The organism is Microbacterium luticellae (genome assembly GCF_050408645.1).
In the GTDB taxonomy this organism is placed as follows: domain Bacteria; phylum Actinomycetota; class Actinomycetes; order Actinomycetales; family Microbacteriaceae; genus Microbacterium.
Genome location: NZ_JBNTKE010000002.1, coordinates 104,085 through 123,563 on the forward strand (window position 1 = coordinate 104,085; position 19,479 = coordinate 123,563).

Annotated in this window: 19 protein-coding genes and 3 tRNA genes; 7 read left to right on the plus strand and 15 right to left on the minus strand. The window is 61.4% G+C overall.

From position 1 onward, the window contains the following. Positions 1–82: 82 nt before the first annotated feature. The 5 genes from ACQUSW_RS06055 to ACQUSW_RS06075 all read right to left on the minus strand — a co-directional run bounded on the left by ACQUSW_RS06055 (position 83) and on the right by ACQUSW_RS06075 (position 3,527). Positions 83–1,564, minus strand: a complete 1,482-nt coding sequence (locus ACQUSW_RS06055) for an L-serine ammonia-lyase, iron-sulfur-dependent, subunit alpha (RefSeq protein WP_428931396.1) — start codon at positions 1,562–1,564, stop codon at positions 83–85. 207 nt (positions 1,565–1,771) lie between these two features. Further along, on the minus strand, positions 1,772–1,924 hold the full coding sequence (locus ACQUSW_RS06060) for a hypothetical protein (RefSeq protein WP_428931397.1): 153 nt from the start codon (positions 1,922–1,924) through the stop codon (positions 1,772–1,774). Between the two features lie 4 nt (positions 1,925–1,928). After that, positions 1,929–2,001, minus strand: a tRNA-Arg gene (locus tag ACQUSW_RS06065). A gap of 102 nt (positions 2,002–2,103) precedes the next feature. Next, positions 2,104–2,670 carry an asparagine synthase gene (locus ACQUSW_RS06070; protein ID WP_428931398.1) on the minus strand — a complete coding sequence of 189 codons (567 nt, stop codon included), beginning with the start codon at positions 2,668–2,670 and terminating at the stop codon, positions 2,104–2,106. 77 nt (positions 2,671–2,747) lie between these two features. Then, positions 2,748–3,527, minus strand: coding sequence for an enoyl-CoA hydratase-related protein (locus tag ACQUSW_RS06075; protein WP_428931399.1), 780 nt, complete (start codon positions 3,525–3,527; stop codon positions 2,748–2,750). Positions 3,528–3,670: 143 nt separating this feature from the next. On the opposite strand from ACQUSW_RS06075, the gene ACQUSW_RS06080 reads away from it, so the two are divergent. The 5 genes from ACQUSW_RS06080 to ACQUSW_RS06100 all read left to right on the plus strand — a co-directional run bounded on the left by ACQUSW_RS06080 (position 3,671) and on the right by ACQUSW_RS06100 (position 8,354). After that, complete coding sequence (locus ACQUSW_RS06080) at positions 3,671–4,861, plus strand: thiolase family protein (RefSeq protein WP_428931400.1); 1,191 nt, start codon at positions 3,671–3,673, stop codon at positions 4,859–4,861. A 30-nt stretch (positions 4,862–4,891) separates the two neighbouring features. Further along, a complete protein-coding gene (locus ACQUSW_RS06085; protein ID WP_428931401.1) occupies positions 4,892–5,350 on the plus strand; it encodes a carboxymuconolactone decarboxylase family protein in 459 nt (152 codons plus the stop codon). A 16-nt stretch (positions 5,351–5,366) separates the two neighbouring features. After that, positions 5,367–6,362, plus strand: coding sequence for a pirin family protein (locus ACQUSW_RS06090; protein WP_428931402.1), 996 nt, complete (start codon positions 5,367–5,369; stop codon positions 6,360–6,362). A gap of 311 nt (positions 6,363–6,673) precedes the next feature. After that, positions 6,674–7,234, plus strand: a complete 561-nt coding sequence (locus tag ACQUSW_RS06095; RefSeq protein ID WP_428931403.1) for a hypothetical protein — start codon at positions 6,674–6,676, stop codon at positions 7,232–7,234. Between the two features lie 256 nt (positions 7,235–7,490). Then, positions 7,491–8,354: an SDR family NAD(P)-dependent oxidoreductase gene (locus ACQUSW_RS06100; protein WP_428931404.1), complete on the plus strand. Its 864-nt coding sequence runs from the start codon at positions 7,491–7,493 to the stop codon at positions 8,352–8,354. A 31-nt stretch (positions 8,355–8,385) separates the two neighbouring features. On the opposite strand, the gene ACQUSW_RS06105 is transcribed toward ACQUSW_RS06100, so the two are convergent. From ACQUSW_RS06105 to serS, 5 genes are all read right to left on the minus strand, one after another. Then, positions 8,386–8,478, minus strand: a tRNA-Ser gene (locus ACQUSW_RS06105). Positions 8,479–8,578: 100 nt separating this feature from the next. Next, a complete protein-coding gene (locus ACQUSW_RS06110; RefSeq protein ID WP_428931405.1) occupies positions 8,579–9,772 on the minus strand; it encodes an LCP family protein in 1,194 nt (397 codons plus the stop codon). Between the two features lie 93 nt (positions 9,773–9,865). Beyond that, positions 9,866–9,950: transfer RNA gene (locus ACQUSW_RS06115), tRNA-Ser, on the minus strand. A 137-nt stretch (positions 9,951–10,087) separates the two neighbouring features. Further along, entirely contained in the window at positions 10,088–10,930 is an 843-nt protein-coding gene (locus ACQUSW_RS06120) for an HAD family hydrolase (RefSeq protein ID WP_428931406.1), read from the minus strand. Continuing rightward, positions 10,927–12,234 carry a serine--tRNA ligase gene (gene serS, locus ACQUSW_RS06125; RefSeq protein ID WP_428931407.1) on the minus strand — a complete coding sequence of 436 codons (1,308 nt, stop codon included), beginning with the start codon at positions 12,232–12,234 and terminating at the stop codon, positions 10,927–10,929. Before serS ends, ACQUSW_RS06120 begins: the two co-directional genes overlap by 4 nt. Positions 12,235–12,319: 85 nt before the next feature. Between serS and ACQUSW_RS06130 the strand changes: the two genes are divergently transcribed. Continuing rightward, entirely contained in the window at positions 12,320–13,321 is a 1,002-nt protein-coding gene (locus ACQUSW_RS06130; RefSeq protein WP_428931408.1) for a diacylglycerol/lipid kinase family protein, read from the plus strand. Here ACQUSW_RS06130 and ACQUSW_RS06135 read toward each other — a convergent pair. The 3 genes from ACQUSW_RS06135 to ACQUSW_RS06145 all read right to left on the minus strand — a co-directional run bounded on the left by ACQUSW_RS06135 (position 13,318) and on the right by ACQUSW_RS06145 (position 15,840). Further along, positions 13,318–14,025 (minus strand): hypothetical protein, encoded by a 708-nt coding sequence (locus ACQUSW_RS06135; RefSeq protein WP_428931409.1) that lies wholly within the window; start codon positions 14,023–14,025, stop codon positions 13,318–13,320. The two genes, ACQUSW_RS06130 and ACQUSW_RS06135, sit on opposite strands and share 4 nt — an antisense overlap. Positions 14,026–14,110: 85 nt before the next feature. Further along, positions 14,111–15,571, minus strand: coding sequence for a cardiolipin synthase (gene cls / locus ACQUSW_RS06140; RefSeq protein ID WP_428931410.1), 1,461 nt, complete (start codon positions 15,569–15,571; stop codon positions 14,111–14,113). 92 nt (positions 15,572–15,663) lie between these two features. After that, positions 15,664–15,840, minus strand: coding sequence for a hypothetical protein (locus ACQUSW_RS06145; protein WP_428931411.1), 177 nt, complete (start codon positions 15,838–15,840; stop codon positions 15,664–15,666). 144 nt (positions 15,841–15,984) lie between these two features. Between ACQUSW_RS06145 and ACQUSW_RS06150 the strand changes: the two genes are divergently transcribed. Continuing rightward, complete coding sequence (locus ACQUSW_RS06150) at positions 15,985–17,238, plus strand: DUF4192 family protein (protein WP_428931412.1); 1,254 nt, start codon at positions 15,985–15,987, stop codon at positions 17,236–17,238. On the opposite strand, the gene lysS is transcribed toward ACQUSW_RS06150, so the two are convergent. Both lysS and ACQUSW_RS06160 read right to left on the minus strand, forming a co-directional pair. After that, positions 17,189–18,715 carry a lysine--tRNA ligase gene (gene lysS / locus ACQUSW_RS06155; protein WP_428931413.1) on the minus strand — a complete coding sequence of 509 codons (1,527 nt, stop codon included), beginning with the start codon at positions 18,713–18,715 and terminating at the stop codon, positions 17,189–17,191. The two genes, ACQUSW_RS06150 and lysS, sit on opposite strands and share 50 nt — an antisense overlap. A 68-nt stretch (positions 18,716–18,783) precedes the next feature. Beyond that, positions 18,784–19,479: a DUF2520 domain-containing protein gene (locus ACQUSW_RS06160; protein ID WP_428931878.1), complete on the minus strand. Its 696-nt coding sequence runs from the start codon at positions 19,477–19,479 to the stop codon at positions 18,784–18,786.

Consider the following 19,479-nt stretch of genomic DNA (forward strand, 5'->3'; position numbering starts at 1 on the left):
CGCGAACCATCGCCTCTCGGCATCGGCGTGTTGACCAGCAACTATCGGAGCGAACGACGAGCCGTGCAGCGCCACGCGCCGCTCAACATTCAATAACGTTGACCGCCAGCCCGCCCTCACTGGTTTCTTTATATTTCGTCGACATGTCGAGCCCCGTCTGCCGCATCGTTTCGACAACCTGGTCGAGCGACACATAATGTTCGCCGTCGCCGCGCAGAGCAAGTCGCGCCGCAGTTACCGCTGTCGACGCCGCGATCGCATTACGTTCAATACACGGAATCTGCACAAGCCCACCAATCGGGTCACACGTCAACCCCAAATGGTGTTCCATCGCGATTTCGGCAGCGTTCTCAATCTGCCGGTTCGTGCCGCCCATCACCGCGGTCAGCCCACCCGCCGCCATCGCGCAGGCCGAACCCACCTCGGCCTGGCACCCACCCTCGGCGCCCGAAATGGAGGCATTGGCTTTAAACAGCGACCCGAGCGCGCCCGCGGTCAACAAGAATCGGCGAATACCGCGACGACGATTCGCTTCTACCCGCTGCTGCTCGTCAAGGTTCAACTGTTCGGCTTCCCAACCCAACAGTGCGCTGTCGACCACTTCGCCCTGCGGTGTGACGGCGTTTCCGGCGCCAAGGCCAGAGTCGGCCATAAACCGCCACCAGTACATGGCCACCGCCGGCAAGATTCCTGCAGCACCGTTGGTCGGTGCGGTCACTACCCGACCTCCGGCCGCATTTTCTTCATTGACGGCGAGCGCAAAAGCACCCAGCCATTCGCCGGGTAGTTCGCGGTGGCCGCCCGATTCGCGGTCGTCGAGTTGCATCCGGATGCTGGCTGCCCGCCGCCGCACCTGCAATACACCGGGCAGTGTTCCTTCTGTGTGCAGGCCCGTGTCAACGCACGATGCCATCGCCTGCCAAATGGCGTCGAGCCGGGTGGCGACCTCTTCGGGTGTGCGCCATGCTGTCTCGTTGTTGCGCGCCAGTTCGGCGATTGTCAGATTGTGTTCTTCGCATACGGCCAACAGTTCGTCGGCCGTGCGGTACGGGTACGGGTGTGGTGTGCTGGTCGCCGCAACCGGGTCGTCGCCGTCGCGGCGAATAAACCCGCCACCGATCGAATAATATGTTTCGCTGGTTACCGGTTCACCGTTCGCGTTCCATGCCTGCAGGGTCATAGCGTTCGGATGCCCGGGCAGCCGTGTTCGCGGCACCAACGAAATATCGTCACGGGCAAAAGGCACCGGATGCTGGCCACCCAGCCACAACTTTTCACCATCCCGCCACGCGCTCCACGCCCGACGCACGTCATCCGGATCACACGTTTCGGGTTCGAGCCCTCGCAGCCCCGCAACCACAGCATCCGGAGTGCCATGGCCAAGGCCAGTCGCACCCAGAGAACCAAAAAGCTCACAAGAAACACGGCTGACCTGCAAAAGAAGCCCGCCGCTTTCTAACCGCTGCACAAAATCACGTGATGCCCGAAGCGGCCCCACGGTGTGAGAGCTTGAGGGTCCTACACCGATGGAGAACAAATCGAACACCGACACATATGCCGACACACCACCAGGCTACCCGCCACTTCGTGATGTGGGGTGGGCGCTTATGGCACTCGCAGTCGGGATCGTGCGCGTTTTCGAGGGAGCGGGCGCGCACGATGTTCGCCGCCGGGCACAACACGCCGTGTCGCAGCATCCGGATGCGGCATGTCGTGACCGGCCGCGCAAGGCGCCGGCGACGACCCCACCACGACCGGGCACAACACGCCGCTACAACAGCACACGTAACGGCGTGTTGCGCCCGGTGGCGGGAAATCGCGTCGACCCGAAGCACGCCCCGGCACCAACAACAAAGGCACCAACAACAAAGGCCCCGACGTTATCGGGGCCTTTGGCTGCATCACGCAGAGTCTGTCTCAACACAGAGCGCGCCTCGAGGGACTCGAACCCCCAACCTTCTGATCCGTAGTCAGATGCTCTATCCATTGAGCTAGAGGCGCACGGCCCATTAGCTGGGCCGTCGATAAGAATACCCCAGGAACCGGGTGGATGCGAATTCCGAACGATAAACCGCGCAGCGCCGGGCGTGTCGCATCCGGTGTCTAGTCGTTGGCTGCGGGATTCTTTTTTTGGCGGGCGCGCTGGTCGGACGCAAGGGCTTGCAGGTCGACGAGTTTGAGGGCCTGCATGCGGGCTTCACGCATGGTTTCGTAGTCGGGGTCTTGGTCGGCGCGCATGCCTTCTACGTGCAGGCGGCGTTGCAGATTGTTGGCGACGTCGGCCCAGGCTGCTTCGCGGGCTTCTTCGACGAGTGTGCTCACAGCTTCGTGGTTTTCGGTCAGGGCCCGCAACCGTTGGGCGACGCCGCTGTATTGTTTTGCGCGTCGGCGCAGGTTGCGCACGTCGCGGTCGCGGTAGTCGTGGGTTCCGATCGGGTCGGAGTGGCGGCCGTGTGCACGTTTGCGCAACTGTCGAGTGAGTTCTGCCGCGTCGTCTTGTTCTTCGGCAAGGGCAAATAGTGCTGCCCGTGCGTCGGCAGCGTACCGTTCATTGTCGAACGTGCCGCCCTGCGCGATGGTGTTCACCAAGATCTGGTTTTTGACGACCAGACGCGCCGCCGACGTCGCTATGGCAACACCCTCTTTGATCGCGTCTGCGTTGCGTCCCACAGGCAACCTCCCTCCTTCGAGATTACCTGTTCTGCGTCGCGCTGAATGCCCATCTGTCACACTGTGTGCATCTGGTGCTACTGCGGTGGCGCATCAGTAAACTGCGGCGCACGTTTTTCGGCGAAAGCGGTAACGCCTTCAACAAAATCGCGCGAGTGCAATAGTCGCATTTGCCCGCGCCCTTCCCGGTCGAAGGCGTCGTCGAGGGGCGGTAGTGCTGCGGCATTGACGGCGTGTTTTGTTTCTGCCCAGGCTGCAGCGGGCCCGGTCTGCAGCTGCGTGACGACTGCTTCTACGCGCGCTTCATAGTCGTTATCGGGCACTGCCTCGGCGATGAGTCCCATGTCGGCGGCGTCACGTGCACCAATTCTTTCTGCCAGCAGGGCGAGGCGTAGGGCACGCGCACGCCCCACGGCAGCGGCAACGAGCGCTGTGGCTCCGGCATCCGGCATCAATCCAATGCGGGTGAACGCGAGTTGAAAAAATGCGCTCTCGGCCGCGATCGTCATATCGGCGGCTAATGCCAGCGACATTCCCAAACCTGCACACGGACCATGCACGGCAGCGACTGAGGGCAGCGGCGAGCTGACAAGCGCCGAGACAAAACGGTTGCCGCCCTCCAGGGTGTCGGTGCCGGCTGCTTCGTCCCACGACGAAAGGTCAAGATCAGCACCGGAACAAAACCCGCGCCCGGCACCGCGCAGAACAATAACGCGGTCTTCCGGATGCCGCTGCTCCACCGCCTCTGCCATGGCATGCAGCATGGGCCCGTTGACCGAGTTGAGCCGCTCGGGGTTGTTGATGGTGATCGTTGCGACGCCGTGTGCGCGAGAAACGTCGATGAGTGCCGATGACATGTGCTCTCCTATGAGTTGGTCGGGGCTGGCGCCGGGGCCTGTGCTGCCATGCTACGTGCCCTCTCTGACGCCCGTGTCGTACGCCGCACCTAGACTGTCAGCACGCGAAGTGAACGGGCACCGCAGCTATGAGAGGGGCGCGCATGCACGAGGCAGTCATTGTTGATGTTGTACGCACGGCATCGGGTCGAGGTAAGCCGGGTGGTGCGCTGGCCGAGGTGCATCCGGTTGATCTGCTGGCGGCGACGATCAGCCAGCTGCTCGAGCGCACGGGTGTTGACGGCGGCGATGTTGACGACGTCATGGCGGGTTGTGTACAGCAGGTTGCTGATCAGTCGTGGAACGTTGCCCGCAGCGCCCTGTTGGCCGCGGGGCTTCCCGAGTCTGTTCCCGGCGTCACTATTGACCGCCAGTGCGGGTCGAGCCAGCAGGCAACCGCTTTTGCTGCGCAGGCGGTGATGGCGGGCATGGCCGATGTGGTTATTGCGTGCGGTGTTGAATCGATGAGCCGCATTCCGCTAGGCACCGCCAGTATGGGGCGTGATCACCTGGGGCAGCGCATGCGCGACCGCTACCCCGAAGGGCTTGTACACCAGGGAATATCGGCCGAACTTATTGCTGCGAAGTGGCAGTTTAGCCGCGCACAGCTCGACGACTTCGCGGCCCTGTCACATGAGCGTGCGGCTGAGGCGGCAGCATCCGGGGTATTTCGGCAAGAGATTGTGCCGATAAATGTTCCGGATGCCGCGGGCCAGCGACCGCACACGGTTGACGAAACTGTGCGCCCGCAAACAACCCGCGAGGGCCTGGCGCAGTTGCAGCCGTCGTTTCGTACCGACGAGTATGCGCAGCGCTTTGAGCAGATTGAGTGGATGATCACGCCCGGTAACTCTTCACCGCTGACCGATGGGGCTTCGGCGGCACTCATCATGTCGGCCGAGCGTGCCCGACAGTGGGGGCTGCGGCCCCGCGCCCGTTTTGTGTCGTTTTCTGTTGTGGGCGACGACCCGATGATGATGCTCACCGGGCCTATACCGGCAACCGCCCGGGTGCTCGACCGTGCGGGTCTGACGATTAACGACATGGATGTGTTCGAGGTGAATGAGGCCTTTGCGTCGGTTCCGCTGGCGTGGCTGCACGAGACGGGTGCCGACGCAGCAAAACTCAACCCGCGTGGTGGGGCGATCGCGCTCGGGCACGCCCTCGGGTCGTCGGGCACGCGACTGCTGGCCACCATGGTGAACCACTTGGAAGACACCGGTGGCCGATACGGTTTGCAGACCATGTGCGAGGGCGCTGGGATGGCCAACGCCACGATTATTGAACGGCTGTGACCACAAGAACCCGTGACCTAAGGAGACCGTATGCGTTTGTTTATCGATAAAGCTGTTCCCGAGGCATGGAAGAGCGCCGAGGCACACTCGGTCGCCGTTTCGGCCGCGGCAGAAAAGCACGGCCTCAGCCGCACAGAGGTCGAACTGATTGATGTGCGGGCGTCGCAGATCAATGGCTGCGCTTACTGTCTCGATATGCATTCGCGGCAGGCGCGTGAGGCTGGCGTCACGCAGCAGATGCTCGACCTGCTGCCCGCCTGGCGTGAGACCGAGATTTTTGATGAGCGCATGTGCGCTGTGCTTGCCGTGGCCGAGGCGGCAACGCGCATGCCGCTGAGCGAAGAGGCCCGCGCCGACCTGAGTGGTGCACGCCAGGTGCTGGGCGATGAAGCGTTCGCTGCGGCCGAATGGGTTGCCGTGACCATCAACATGTTCAACCGAGTATCTATTCTGAGTGGTCATCCGGTGCGTCCGCGCCGCGAGCAGTAAGGGAAAGAGCACGGCTGTGACGAACCCCGAGCAGCATCCACACCTTACTGTTCTCGAACCGGGGCAGCCGTGCGTGGGCGTTGAGCTGATCGAGCCGCGCGAGGTTCCTCTCGGCGGGCCTCGGGCAATGACCGTGTATCGAACACTGCCCGCACGTGATCGTTCTTTTGTGGGCGCGTGGTGTTTTCTTGACCACTATGGCCCCGACGACGTAGCGAACACGGGTGGCATGGTGGTTCCGCGGCATCCGCACACAGGGTTGGCTACCGTGTCGTGGCTGTTTACGGGCGAGATCGATCACCTCGATTCGGGCGGGCATGCGGCAACGGTTGTGCCCGGAGAACTCAACCTCATGATTTCTGGGCGTGGCATTACGCACTCCGAGATCAGCACCGATCGCACCACTTCTCTGCATGGCGTGCAGCTCTGGTATGCGCTGCCGGATGCCACGCGATTCACCGACAACCATTTTGTGCACTATGTTCCCGGCCCGATTGAGGGCCCCGGCTATGTGGCTCGCGTGTTTATTGGCGAGCTGCTCGGTCACGTGGCGCCGGTCGACACCCGTACGCCGGATCTGATCGGTGCCGAGATTGTCTTCGAACCGCACGCACAGCTGTCTCTGGAGGTTCGACCGGATTGCGAATATGCGGTGCTCGCCGAAACCGGAGACGTAAGTGTAAACAGCACGCACACTCCCCACCGTTCCCTTGCCTATACGCCTACCGGCGCCGACACTCTGCAGTTGCAGGCTGGCTCCGAGGGAGCGCGCATCATTCTGCTCGGGGGCGTTCCGCTGGGTGAACAGATTGTGATGTGGTGGAACTTTATCGGCCGCAGTCACGACGAAGTGGTTGAGTATCGGCGGCGGTATCAGGCCGAGCTGGGGTTTGAGCCGCGGCATCCGGATGACGCAGGTAAACCGCCGTTGTTTGGTGATTTTCCGGCCGGGCAACGACCCCCGCTACCTGCGCCGCCGCTACCGAATGTGCGACTACGACCACGAAAATAGGTCAAACTGTGCGCGCTGATCGACGAGTTTGTTGGGACGGTAGCGCTAATTACGACAGAAGCGTGTCGCTCAATGAATGTTCATAAATACTGAGATGCGCGTGTTGGCAGGGTTGCGGCGCGACTTGGGAGATAATCGCTCATATTGCGTCACTCTCATTCAACTTCAGCGACATTTACACTCAGTAAACTCTCAGACTCGCCCGTAATCACTCGATTACTGTTCCAGTGAGCCGCGCAACCCGAGCGCCGCCAGAATCCCCCACGCCGCGGCGTGATCTCTTATTTACTGACTGAGTAGTGAAACAACTGATGACTGAAAACACCCGATTTTTCGAGCCCACCCGTCGTTCCTTCGTCAAGGGTGTCGCCTGGGCTGCACCCGTTATTGCTGCATCCGTTGCTATGCCTCTTGCAGCAGCGAGCGATGAAGAAGGCGGCCCCACCCCGAACGATGGCGCCAACTACTACTGGGACTCGTCGGCCGAAGCAGGGTTTATTACTCTGCACGCCGCAGAGGGCGGTAACCGTGCTCAGTTCTCAACACAGATCTCTTACCAATCAGCTCCGTGGGTGAACCCACCCGCAGCGGGCATTCTTGCCGTCACTGTCGTATTCAGTGAGCCGGTCACGGTATCGAACGTTGGCTCGTCTTTTGAGCTTCAGTCAGACCCTGGCCCGGCCACGAGCTTCACGTTCTACTACTCGCCGAGCTCTTTTGGCGCCGGACTCACGTTCGATGCAGTCGCCGCCAACAGCGGCCCTGTCACCGCTACCGCGACCATGAGTGTGCTCAACAACGAGCGCTCCGACGGTTCGTTTGCCACCTGGGCTGAAGAGCCCGGCGTTGCCACGGCCGACGTCGTCGCCTAAGCCTCCCCCGCTGCACGCGCCAGGCCCCAGGCAAGCCCTTACAAGGGTGACACAGTAGCGCGGCCGATGAGTCCCCCACTCATTCGGTCATCCGCGACCCCCACTGTGTAAGTGCAGCACCCCCTACAGGCCGCAGCACACCGCCTCTACCCGAGTCACAGCGGTGTGCTGCGGCCTTTTTGTGTGCTCGGCGAGCGGCATCCGGCTTTCGGCTTCCGTCTTCCGGCTTTCGTCCGCAAGCACGTAGTATCGACGCATGACTGCACAGACACGCGGTAATCCGGTTGCGGGCGCGGTGGTGCTCATTACGGGTGGGGCTCGTGGAATGGGTGAGTTGTATGCTCGGCGCGCGATAGCGGCTCGTGCAAGGGCTGTCGTGTTGTGGGATGTCGATGAGGCGGCCGTGCATCATACGGCGGCACTGTTGTCGGCATCCGGTGTCGATGTTCGTGCATACTGTGTGGATATTTCGCGGCTGGACGAGATACGTACGGCAGCGCAGCGGGTGCGTGCCGATGTGGGTGCGCCCGATATTGTGATCAACAATGCGGGGATTGTGCGCGGCGTGCCGTTCTGGCAGCACGATCCGGAACGCGATATTGAGGCCACGATGCGTGTGAACACGTTGGCTGCAATGTGGTTGACGCGCGAGTTTTTGCCCGACATGATGGCCGACACTGCCCGCGCGAAACGCATTCTCAATATTGCTTCTGCGGCCGGCACTCTCGCGAACCCCAATATGAGTGTCTATGCGGCGTCGAAGTGGGCCATGATCGGTTGGAGCGACTCGTTACGTCTCGAACTGCGGCGCGACGGCTATCGGCACATCGCTGTGACTACGTTCTGTCCCAGTTATATTTCGACTGGCATGTTCGAAGGGGCACGCGGCCCGCTGTTTACACCGATTATGAAACCGGATGCTGCGACCGCAGCGGCCTGGCGCGGCATGCGCCGCGGAACCCCGTTCGTGCTGCGCCCGTGGACCGTCAAACTCGCCATGGCGCTGCGCGGTATTTTGCCGACTCGCGCATGGGACTTCGTCGCCGACCGCGTTTTCAACGTCTATTCGTCGATGGACGCGTTCACCGGTCGCCCGGCACCAGAGCCACCAACTCGCTGAGCGCCAAAAACACTTCAGCCCTTGAAAATACTGGCGGAGACGGAGGGATTTGAACCCTCGGTCCCCTTAAAGGGGACTCCACCTTAGCAGGGTGGTGCACTAGGCCTGACTATGCGACGTCTCCCGACATCCGTAAACGGACGCGTTCCCCTATGGTAACTGCTCAACGGAGTAGATGCGAACCAGCGTTTCGCCGCGCGCGCCATCGGCAATGGGTGCGGGTTTTACTCCCAGAATCCAACACCGTTCGAGCAGGTGACTTCGTCGGCGTTGGTGCCCTTGATGGTGTCGGGCAGCACGGCAACGCCGGGTTTGTCGCTCGGGCTCGGTGCGGGCGAGGGGCTTTCGCTCTCGTCGATTTCGAGGCCGTCGCCGGGTGGTTCGGGCACAGTGCCGTCGTCGTCGGCCACGATAACGCTGTCACTCTTGCCGGTCACTTCGAGTGACTGGTTTTCATTGAGAGCATTCCACAGTGCTTCGGCGCTCTCATAGTCGGGCACGACACGGTTTTCGTCATAGGGGTCGTCGAACACCGGATACTGCACGAAGACCATGTCGCTAAACGGCACGTCTTTCACAGCCAGGCCGATTTGTGCGAGCGTCATGGGGTTGGTGAGGCTCTGGCTGGGTGTCACGTTTTCGAGCGTCGTACGTGCGAGTTTCAACAGTGTTGCGGGGTTGGTGAGCACTTCTTTGCTCACCATTTTGCGGGCCAGGGCCGACATATATACCTGCTGGTTGCTCACTCGCCCAAGGTCACTGCCGTCGCCCACGCCGTAGCGCGTGCGCATAAACTGCAGCGCTTCCCAACCCTGCAGCTGGTGTGTACCCGCGGTCAGGTTGAGCTCGGTGTGTTCGTCGGTGATGCCGTTGGCAACACATACTTCTACTCCCCCGATGGCGTTGGTGATTTCAATCACACCCAGCCAGGTGAGTTTGGCGGCGAACTGAATGTCTTCGCCCGAGAGTTCGCTGATGGTGTTGACGACACAGTTAATGCCGCCGGTTTCGAGGGCCGTGTTGATTTGAGCGCGCTCTTGCGGCCAGGTGGCTTCGCCGTTTTCATCCGTACATTCGGGGATCGGCACCATAAGGTCGCGGGGAAAAGTAACCACGGTCACTTTGCGCGGCTCGTCAGAGATATGCACGAGCATGTTGACGTCGTTGCGGGCCCCACCATCGTCGTCTTCACAGCGATCACCGAAAAGTTCGATGTAACCCTCTTCACACTCATCGCTTCCGATCAGCATGATGTTGACGCCGCCTTCAAAGGCACCAATATCGGGCGGCAGGTCGTCTTGGCCATCGAGCGCCACAGCACCTTCGGCAAAGGCCGAAGAGAGATCGTGTGCCACGTAGGCAGCAACGGTGGCTCCGCTCACGAGCACAACAGCCATCGCGACCCCGAGGAGTCGCATGATCCGACCCCACACTCCGGGGCTGTTTCCCCGGGAGTGCCGGGCGACAGTGCGTCGAGAAGAGGGTGCGCTCACTCGCTGCCTTTCATTCTGCGGAGGGTGTGGGATTCGAACCCACGGGACATTGCTGCCCACTGGTTTTCAAGACCAGATCCTTCGGCCGCTCGGACAACCCTCCTCGTTCTGCAAAACAGAACGATCAGGGCAAGAGTCTAGCCGACCATTGCCCATGGTTTTTACCACGGTCACTAAAAATTGTGCCGGTTGCGCCTGGACACCTCCTGCAAAAAGGGGTGCCGGATGCTGAGAACACGCCTAGTTGTTGCTTTCGAGGTGCGCGCGTAGTGCCCGGGCGAGGCCGCCCTCTTCTACCGTGTCGGTGACTGTTCCTGCCGCTGCCTGCTTGACCTCGGCGGGAGCCTGTCCCATGGCGACGGCTGTGCCTCCGCCGCGCAGCGCCCATTCGAACATGCCAATGTCATTGCGTCCGTCTCCGGCCACGAATACGCGGTTGCGGTCTGTTCCTCGTTCGGCGCAGACGCGCTCGAGCGCGGTGCCTTTATCGACGCCCTTGGGTGCGATGTCGAGCCATGCGGTCCATCCGATGGCGTACGAGACCTCGTTGAGCCCCGCTTCTTCAACAATCTGGTGAAAGTCGTCTTCGTCGTATCCGGGTGCTACCGCAACCACGCGCGAGACCGGCTGGCGGGAGAGCTGGTCGAAAGAAACTTTTTGGCCTCGGTCGAGTGTCCAGTCGTCGAGCGCTTCTGTGAAGAGACGCTGGCCACTGGCGAGCTCGACCATGTATCGGGCATCCGGAAGCCTGTCTCCCAAAAGCCCGAGAACGGTCGTGGGGTCAAAAGTTTCTACGTGCCACCGGTCATAGCCATCACCGTTTCGGCGCAGTGTGACGGCACCGTTCGAGCACACCACGAATTCGGGGTCGAGCGAAAACTCTTCGACCACCCACTGTGTTGCCACCCAACTGCGGCCGGTTGCGAGCATAACTTCGGCACCCGCGGCCCGATATTCGGCGAGCACGTCGGCGACGCCCGGGCTGGGTGTTTCATCGGCGAGAATCATGGTTCCGTCGATGTCGAGAGCGACAAGTTCGAGGGCTGTTTGAGTGGTGGTTCCGGATGCTGCCTGCAGCGTCACGATGTTTTCCCTTCACCGCTGGGTACCTGCGTGGGCGTTAACACGTCGATCCCTCCGAGGTAGGGGCGGAGAGCTTCGGGCACGATCACCGAGCCGTCGGCCTGCTGATGCGTTTCTAGCAGTGCGACGATCCAGCGGGTTGTGGCGAGTGTGCCGTTGAGTGTTGCTACCGGTTGTGTGCGGCCCGGTTTGCCGTCGGCGCCCTGAGTGCGGTGCCGTATGTCGAGGCGGCGCGCCTGAAAAGTGGTGCAGTTCGATGTTGATGTCAGTTCACGGAAGGCGTCTTGTGTGGGCACCCAGGCTTCAATATCGAACTTGCGGGCGGCGCTCGTACCCAGGTCGCCCGCGGCCGTGTCGATCACACGGTAGGAGAGGCCGAGCGACGTCAGCATCTCTTCTTGCAGTGCCAGCAGCCGCTCGTGTTCTGCTTCGGCGTCGTCGAGTGTGGTGTACACAAACATTTCGAGTTTGTTGAACTGGTGCACGCGAATAATGCCGCGGGTATCTTTACCGTGCGAACCTGCCTCGCGGCGGTAACAGGTCGACCACCCGGCATAGCGCAGAGCACCCTGCGAAAGGTCAATAATTTCGTCGTGGTGATACCCGGCCAGCGCCACCTCGCTCGTGCCGACCAGGTACAGGTCGTCATCGCTGAGGTGATAAATTTCGTCGGCGTGCTCACCCAAAAAGCCCGTGCCCTTCATGATGTCGGGGCGCACGAGCGTCGGCGTAATCATGGGGGTAAAGCCGTTACGCAGCGCAACATCGAGGGCCATGTTCATGAGCGCAATTTCTAGCCGCGCCCCAATACCCTTGAGAAAGTAAAAGCGTGCGCCAGAGACTTTGGCGCCACGGTCCATATCGATCGCACCGAGCAGCTCACCCAGTTCGAGGTGATCGCGAGGCTCAAAATCGAACTGCGGGATCGTACCGACGCGGCGAAGTTCAATAAAGTCGTCTTCGCCGCCGCCAGGTACGCCATCAAGAACAATGTTTTCGATGCGTGACAGCGCAGCATCCGCGGCCTCGCTCGCTTCGGTCGCCGCGTGCTGCGCATTCTTTACCTGATCGGCGAGAGTTTTCGCCTCGGCAACGAGCGCAGCTTTTTCTTCTTTAGGCGCTCGCGCAACCAGTTTGCTCTTCGCGTTCTGCTCGGCCCGCAGCGACTCGTAGCGCGACTGCGCTTCGCGGCGAGCGCGGTCGGCAGCGATAGCTGCGTCGACGGTCTCGGGCGGGTTGCCGCGCAGGGCCTGTGAGTGTCGTACGAGGTCGGCATTGTCGCGCAAAAGAGTCAGGTCGATCACTCGTCCAGTCTATGCAGGGCAACTGGGTAACGCCTCGGGTATCAGCCTGCTACCCGGCGCGTGTTTTCCGGCTTAGGCTACGAGCATGACCGATGCCGCCTCTTCTCCTCGCCGCGCGGCACTCATCTATAACCCGGTGAAGGCTGATGGCCCTCGCCTTTGCCACGCTGTTACGGCGCTGTCGCATGAGTACGGGTGGGATGAGCCGCTGTTTCTTGAGACGAGCACCGACGACGCCGGGCAGGGGCGCACTCGCGAAGCACTGGCATCCGGGGTGGGTGCTGTTGTGGTGGCTGGTGGCGATGGTACGGTGCGCGCGGTTGCCGAGGTGATGGGCGACACGGGCGTGGCTCTGGCTATTGTTCCCAGCGGCACCGGAAACCTGTTTGCGCGCAACCTGCACCTGCCTCTTGATGACCCCGAGCGCATTATCCGGGCCGCATTCGAGGGCCGTACTGCGGCGATTGACCTCGGTTGGGCCGAGCTCACGCAGGAGGACGGTTCGTCGAGCGAGCATGCTTTTGTTGTGTTAGCGGGTATGGGGCTTGACGCCTATATGATCGCGAACACCCGGGCCGACCTTAAAAAGTCAGTCGGCTGGGTGGCCTATATCGATGGTGCAGCGCGGTCGCTTCCCGCCGCGAAGCCGTTTCGTATCGTGTATCAGGTCGAAGAGCATCGCCTGCACTCCACCAAGGTGCACAGCATGCTGTTTGCCAACTGTGGTTCTCTGCCTGCCGGTATTGAGTTGCTTCCGGATGCTTCGATCACCGACGGCGAACTCGATATTGCACTCATTCAGCCACGGGGCCCGCTCGGGTGGCTAGCGGTGTGGCGCACGGTGTGGTGGCAGAATTCGGTTCTGCGCCGCACACGTACGGGGCGCCGGATGCTGGAGTTTGCCCGCCGCGATCAGTCGGTGCGGTTTTTGCGTGGCCGGTCGGCTGAGGCAGCAGCGGCAGCGCCTACCCCGATTGAACTTGATGGTGATGAGTTCGGTACGGCGATGCGTATTCGTTGCCGCATCGCCGAGGGCGCGCTGCTGATCGTGGTGCCCGAGGGCGCGACGACCCCGGTGGGTGATTAGCCAATAACGTCGAGGGTGTCGTCGCTAAAGTCGGCACCGGTGAGTGTCAGCTGGTATCCGCTGTGGTCGGCAGCCTGGGTGGGCGTGATGATGGTGAGTCGCGGAGCCAGATCCATGGTGCAGGGGCGGTCTTCTGTCACGAATGTCACGCGGGCCGAGTTGGCGTCTTCGTCGATGGCGTCAACGAGGGGCGGGCACGATGATGATCCCCAGCTGAGCAGCACAATCTGGTCTCCTGCCCAGCCTGCCGATGGTACAAACTGGTCGGGCAGTTCTCCGGTCAAGGTGTCGTTACCTGCGATGGTTACCTCGGCAGTTTCGCCCTCGGGCAGTTCGACCGTGAGCGTGGCATCTTGCGTGGCGTCGACGCCTTCAGGAACCCCAATGAGCGTTGCGCGCGGTGCAAAGTCGGCCGTGCACGCCGCGTCTTCGTCGTCAAGGCTCAGGGTCGTTGTGATGTTCTGGCCGTCGGCGATGGTCTCACCCTCGAGCGGAACACAGCCAGAAGAGCCCCAGGTCACCACACCAATAAAGCGGCCGGTGTCGAGCCAGGTGGCTTCGATCTGCCCGGTTTCTGCGGGCTGCTGCGGGTCTTCTGTGGGCGCTGGCTGGTCGCCGGCCTGCGGCCCTGATGCACACCCGGCGATCACGAGAGCGGCACCGGCAAGAACAGAGAGGGCAGCAAAGCGGTGGCGAAGTTTCATGCTGTTTACGCTAACGAGCCAGACTGAGTCTCTCGTGTGTTTTTCGCCCTTTTGCATAACCTTTGGATATCGGCATCCGGATGCCTCACTGCAGCGCCGATGTCAGTCGTGCCAGGTTGTCGAGCACCGTCGACCGCAGCGGCTGCTGCATCCATTCCGTGAGGGTGAGTTCGCGGCTGAGCGCTCGATATTCGTCTTCGACCGCTCGCACTTCGCGTACGAAGTCTTCTCCGCGCACCAGCATCGAGATTTCAAGGTTGAGACCAAACGAGCGCATGTCCATGTTGCTCGATCCGATCACGGCAACGTCGTCGTCAATCGTGAGGCTCTTGGTGTGCAAAATATATGGGCGGCGGTACATCCAAATACGAACCCCGGCTTTGAGCAGTGCCTCGTAGTAGCTGCGCTGGGCGTGATACACGACAGCCTGGTCACCCTCTTCAGAAACAAACAGTTCGACGTCGACCCCGCGATTGCACGCTGTCGTGACGGCGAGCAGCAGTGCCTCATCGGGCACAAAATAGGGGCTGATAATCATGATCTTGCGTTTGGCTGCATAGAGCAGCCCCAAAAACAGTCGCAGGTTGTTCTCGGTGGCAAAACCAGGACCCGAGGGCACGATCTGGCAGTCGAGGTCGTCGTCGGTGGCCTCGGCCTGCATAAAGTCGCCCGTGTCGAGCACCTCATCGGTTTCGCTGTACCAGTCCGACAAAAATACGGCGTTCACGCTCGCTACGACGGGGCCTTCCAACCGCACCATGAGGTCGATCCAGTGCAGTCCGCGACGAATGTTCTTGGGCAGGTTATAGCTGGGGTCGGTCACGTTTTGCGAGCCGAGAAACGCTAGTTTTCCGTCGATCACCAGGAGCTTGCGGTGATTACGCAGATCGGGGCGCTGCATGTGACCGTGCAGCGGACGCACCGGCAGCATCTCTCGCCACGAAGCCCCCATGGCTTCGAGGCGCGCCAGCGTGGCCTTATAGTTCGGTTTCCACCGGTTTGCCCAGTGGTCAAGCAGTACTCGCACCGGCACACCGCGAGCAGCGACCTCTTCGAGCGCTTGAAAAAAGTTATCGGTCGCGCCGTCGGACTGCAGAATATAAAACTCGACGTGCACATAGTCTTGTGCTTCGCGAATAGCCTCGGCCATGGCATCGAGTGACTGCTGATATTCCGAAATAAGGTGCACGCTGTTCTGGCCCGACAGCGGCATAGCGCCCAGGCGTCTGTTCATTTCGACGAGCAGGCTAAACCATTCCGGAGCATCCGGCCGCGTATTACCGAACCACAGATTTTGCGTGGCTTCTTCGATATAGGCGTTGATTCTGCTCTGCTTGTCGCGGCGCGCGCGGGGCAGCCGCGGGTTTCCGATCAGCAGAAACAGAAACACCCCAATAAAGGGAATGAAATAGATGGCCAGCAGCCACGCCATTGCCGCTGTAGGGCGTCGGTTGCGCGGAATAATAATAATCGCCGCAACACGAATCGATATGTCGGCGATAAGGACGATCGCCGCAAGCCACCACGGCCAACCCTCCAAGAACATCGCACCCCTCGATCCGCTCAGCGGTTGTGAACCGGATGCTGGTGTGCATTCCGGACTGCCCTAACGATAACCGCCGACCGCGCGATTGGTGGTTAGGGCGTGCGGGGCGGCAACCCGCGAGCAGCGCGCTCTTCTGCCTCAATCTTTGCGTGCACCTTGCGCTCGGTGCGGTCGAAGCGGATGATGCCTCGCAGAATGAAGTAGAACACGGCCGCCACCACAAGGGTCGGCAAGAGCGACCACACGACGGCCAGCCAGTACGAATCCATGCCTCTATCGTACGCTGCATGCATCATAGATAGCTGCACACGCGTGCCCTACCCGTTTCCTCCCCACGCCGTGTGCCATCGCCGGAGGCGGCAAACCCTGGGCACAAGCGGTTTCATGGCGTGGCTGCACGAAAAGCTGTCGGCATGACAACCATTCTTCGTGCATCTGGTGCCCCTCAACTTCTCGCCGCGATTCCCGCTCTTGCCGGGTACACACCGAGCAACAGTGTCGTGCTCATTCCTTTTGATCGGGGCCGCAGCCAGGGCGCGCTTCGGCTCGACCTACCGACCTATGACGACAGCGGTGACTACGCCGAGTTCGCTGCCACCGCCATCGGCATCACCTGCCGGCTACCCACGGTCGACGGCGTCGCCATTGTTGTTTACACCGACCACTCTGTGCACTCATCGATGCATCCCCGTGCTCTTGGTGGCATCATCGACGCGATTGGCCTGCGCGCCGAAGCCTGCGATCTGCACGTTATTGAAACCATCATTGTGGGCTGCGACGGCTGGCTCGACCATGCCGAAGAAAAGCATGAGCCGCTCTCTCTCGTTCAGATTCCCGAGACACCGAAGGTACCCGGGGTCGGCGATGTCTCGGGCGACCAGCACAGCGGGCTGGCACTTCCCACCCCCACTGCGCAGCAGCGCGAAGAGGCACTGTATGCCTGCAACGAGCTCGACAAAGTGTTTCAAGCCCTGCGCCTTCTGCAAGAAAATCACGTTGCGTGCGAACACAGCGACGCCTGCTGCACACCGCATGAGCTGCTCGATACGCTCAACAAGACGGCAGAGGCCAGCGGCGAACGCATCGATCCGCGCGCACTGGCGATGTATCAGCGCCTTGACGACGCCCCGCAGTTCTTAGAAGAGATTCTTGACTCACCCGCGGGTATGACGGCCTATGAGGCGGCAGCCCTCTCGTGGTGCTTTTCGCGCCCGCTCGTGCGCGACGTCGCTCTTGTGCAGTGGGCTCGCGACCGTGACCACGGCGATCAGGCGCTGGCTGCCCAGCTGCGTTTTGCCGAGACGACCGTGGCGGTACCCGAACATATCGGTGGTGTTCTGAGCGGGCAGGGTAAAGCGCCCGACCGTGACCGGATGCTGCTGGCATTGTCGGCCTTGCGCGCAGCCGCGGCCCTCGCACCGCGCGCAAAAACAGCGGGGCTGCTCACAGGGGCAGCATGGATTTCGTGGGCTATCGGCCGCGCGACCCACGCCGAACACTATGTTGCGCAGGCGCACGCAATCGACCCTGATCACTCCTTGGCAGGGCTCATCCGCACCATGATTTCGGCGTCGCTCCTGCCCGACTGGGCGTTCACTGCACCGCGTGGAGCCGCCGCTATTTCACCAGCGGAAACAGAATCGTCTCTCGGATTCCCAGACCAGTAATCGCCATCAGCAGGCGGTCGATGCCCATGCCCATTCCACCTGTTGGGGGCATACCGTGCTCGAGAGCACGCAAGAATTCTTCATCGACCGACATCGCTTCTACATCACCGCGGGCAGCGAGCTTGGCCTGTTCAACAAAACGTTCGCGTTGAATAACAGGGTCGACCAGCTCGGAGTATCCGGTGGCCAGCTCAAATCCACGAATGTAGAGATCCCATTTTTCGACCACGCCAGCGATCGAACGATGCTCGCGCACGAGCGGAGAAGTATCGACCGGAAAGTCCATCACGAAGGTGGGGCGTGTGAGGTTGACCTTCACAAAGTGTTCCCACAGCTCTTCGACCAGCTTGCCGTGCGTGGCGTGGTCGGGAACCTCAACACCGTGCTCGTGGGCAAATGCGATCAGGTCGTCAACGGGATCATGCGGGGTGATTGTGCGCCCGCAGGCCTCTGACAGCGACTCATACATCGAAATGCGGGCCCATTCGCCGCCCAGGTCGTACTCGGTACCGTCGGCCCAGGTCACCGTTGTCGAACCGGCAACAGCAACCGCCGCGTTCTGCACGAGCTCTTGCGTAAGATCGGCAATCCCGTTGTAGTCGGTGTACGCCTGGTACGCCTCGAGCATCGCAAACTCCGGGCTGTGGGTAGAGTCGGCCCCCTCGTTACGAAAGTTGCGATTGATCTCAAAGACGCGCTCAATACCGCCCACCACGGCACGCTTCAAATACAGTTCCGGCGCAATACGCAGGTACAGCTCCGTATCAAAAGCATTCGAGTGGGTAATAAAGGGTCGTGCCGAAGCGCCACCGTGCTGCACCTGCAGCATGGGCGTTTCGACCTCAAGAAAACCGTGCTTCACAAATGTGCTGCGCAGGCTCGCGTTCACGGCCGCGCGGGCACGCACCGTTGTACGCGCCTGCTCACGCACAATAAGGTCAAGAAAACGGCTGCGAACGCGGCCCTCTTCATTCAGTTCGCCGTACACATTGGGGAGCGGCAAGATCGCTTTCGACGCGATCGTCCACTCCTGCGCCATGACTGAAAGCTCACCGCGGCGGCTCGAAATAACCTCGCCCTGCACGAATACGTGATCGCCAAGGTCAACAAGTTCTTTCCAGCGAGCCAGTGACTCTTCTCCCACGCTCGCCAGCGACACCATCACCTGAATACGGGCGCCATCACCCGACTGCAACGCCGCGAAACACAGTTTGCCCGTATTACGGCTAAACACCACGCGACCGGCGACCCCCACGATCTGGCCCGTCTGGGTGTCGGCTTCAAGCTCGGGATACGCCTCGCGCACCTGCGCAATAGTGTGTGTCACCGGCACGGTGACGGGGAAAGCCCCGCCCGCAGCATCCGAACGCTCCGAAATCAGCCGTTCCCGTTTAGCCAGGCGCACCGCCCGCTGTTCAAAAGTGTCTTCTTCCGTCGACGAAACAGTGGTCTCGGGCGCGGCGGACGCGTCAGTCATGCATGGCTCCTCAGAAAAGTCGCAGCCCAGTCTACCGGGCGATTTCGGGCGATCCTGTGCCGCCGTCTTTATAGTCCCCGCGCTGGGCCATCATCAACCTCGCGCAGGGCACGCTCAAAGGTCGACGACACTAGCGCCGACAAATATCCGCCGGGGTTGTCAACGCCAATCGTGCGCAGCAGCCCCGTAGCCTGCCCGATAATCGAGCGGGTAAACGCCGACGCCGTCTCGATCGCCTCGGCATAGGCTGCCCGCTGCTCTTCGGCAATAACCACCGGCTCACAGCCCAGCTCAACAGCCAGCGCCTGCGCGATCGGCAAAACCATGGGCGGTGCCGTTACTGCAGCATAAGCCGCCTGCAACTGTCGTAAATCTAAGGTTGTGCCGGTAAACGAAATTGCCGGATGCACCGCCAAACCAATGGCTCCCCTCTGCGCGGCCGGGCACAGCACATCCGTACCGAAGTTCGGGTCGGTGTGCATGACGAGCTGTCCCATCTGCCACACCTCAGCCTCCGCGAGTCCTGCAACCAGCGCCGCAAGCTGGTCGGTAGGCACCGCCAGCACCACCAACTGACTCCGCTGCACAAGTTCTGCCGTGTCGAGCACCGGCACACCGGGCACCATCGCCTGCACGCGGTCGGGATCAGAACCCGCCGTGATGCCGACCAGTCGGTGCCCGGCTCCTACAAGAGCCGCCGCCACGACGGGGCCCACGCGCCCAGCTCCCACTATGCCGACTGCTAGTCGTCCGTCACGATCCAT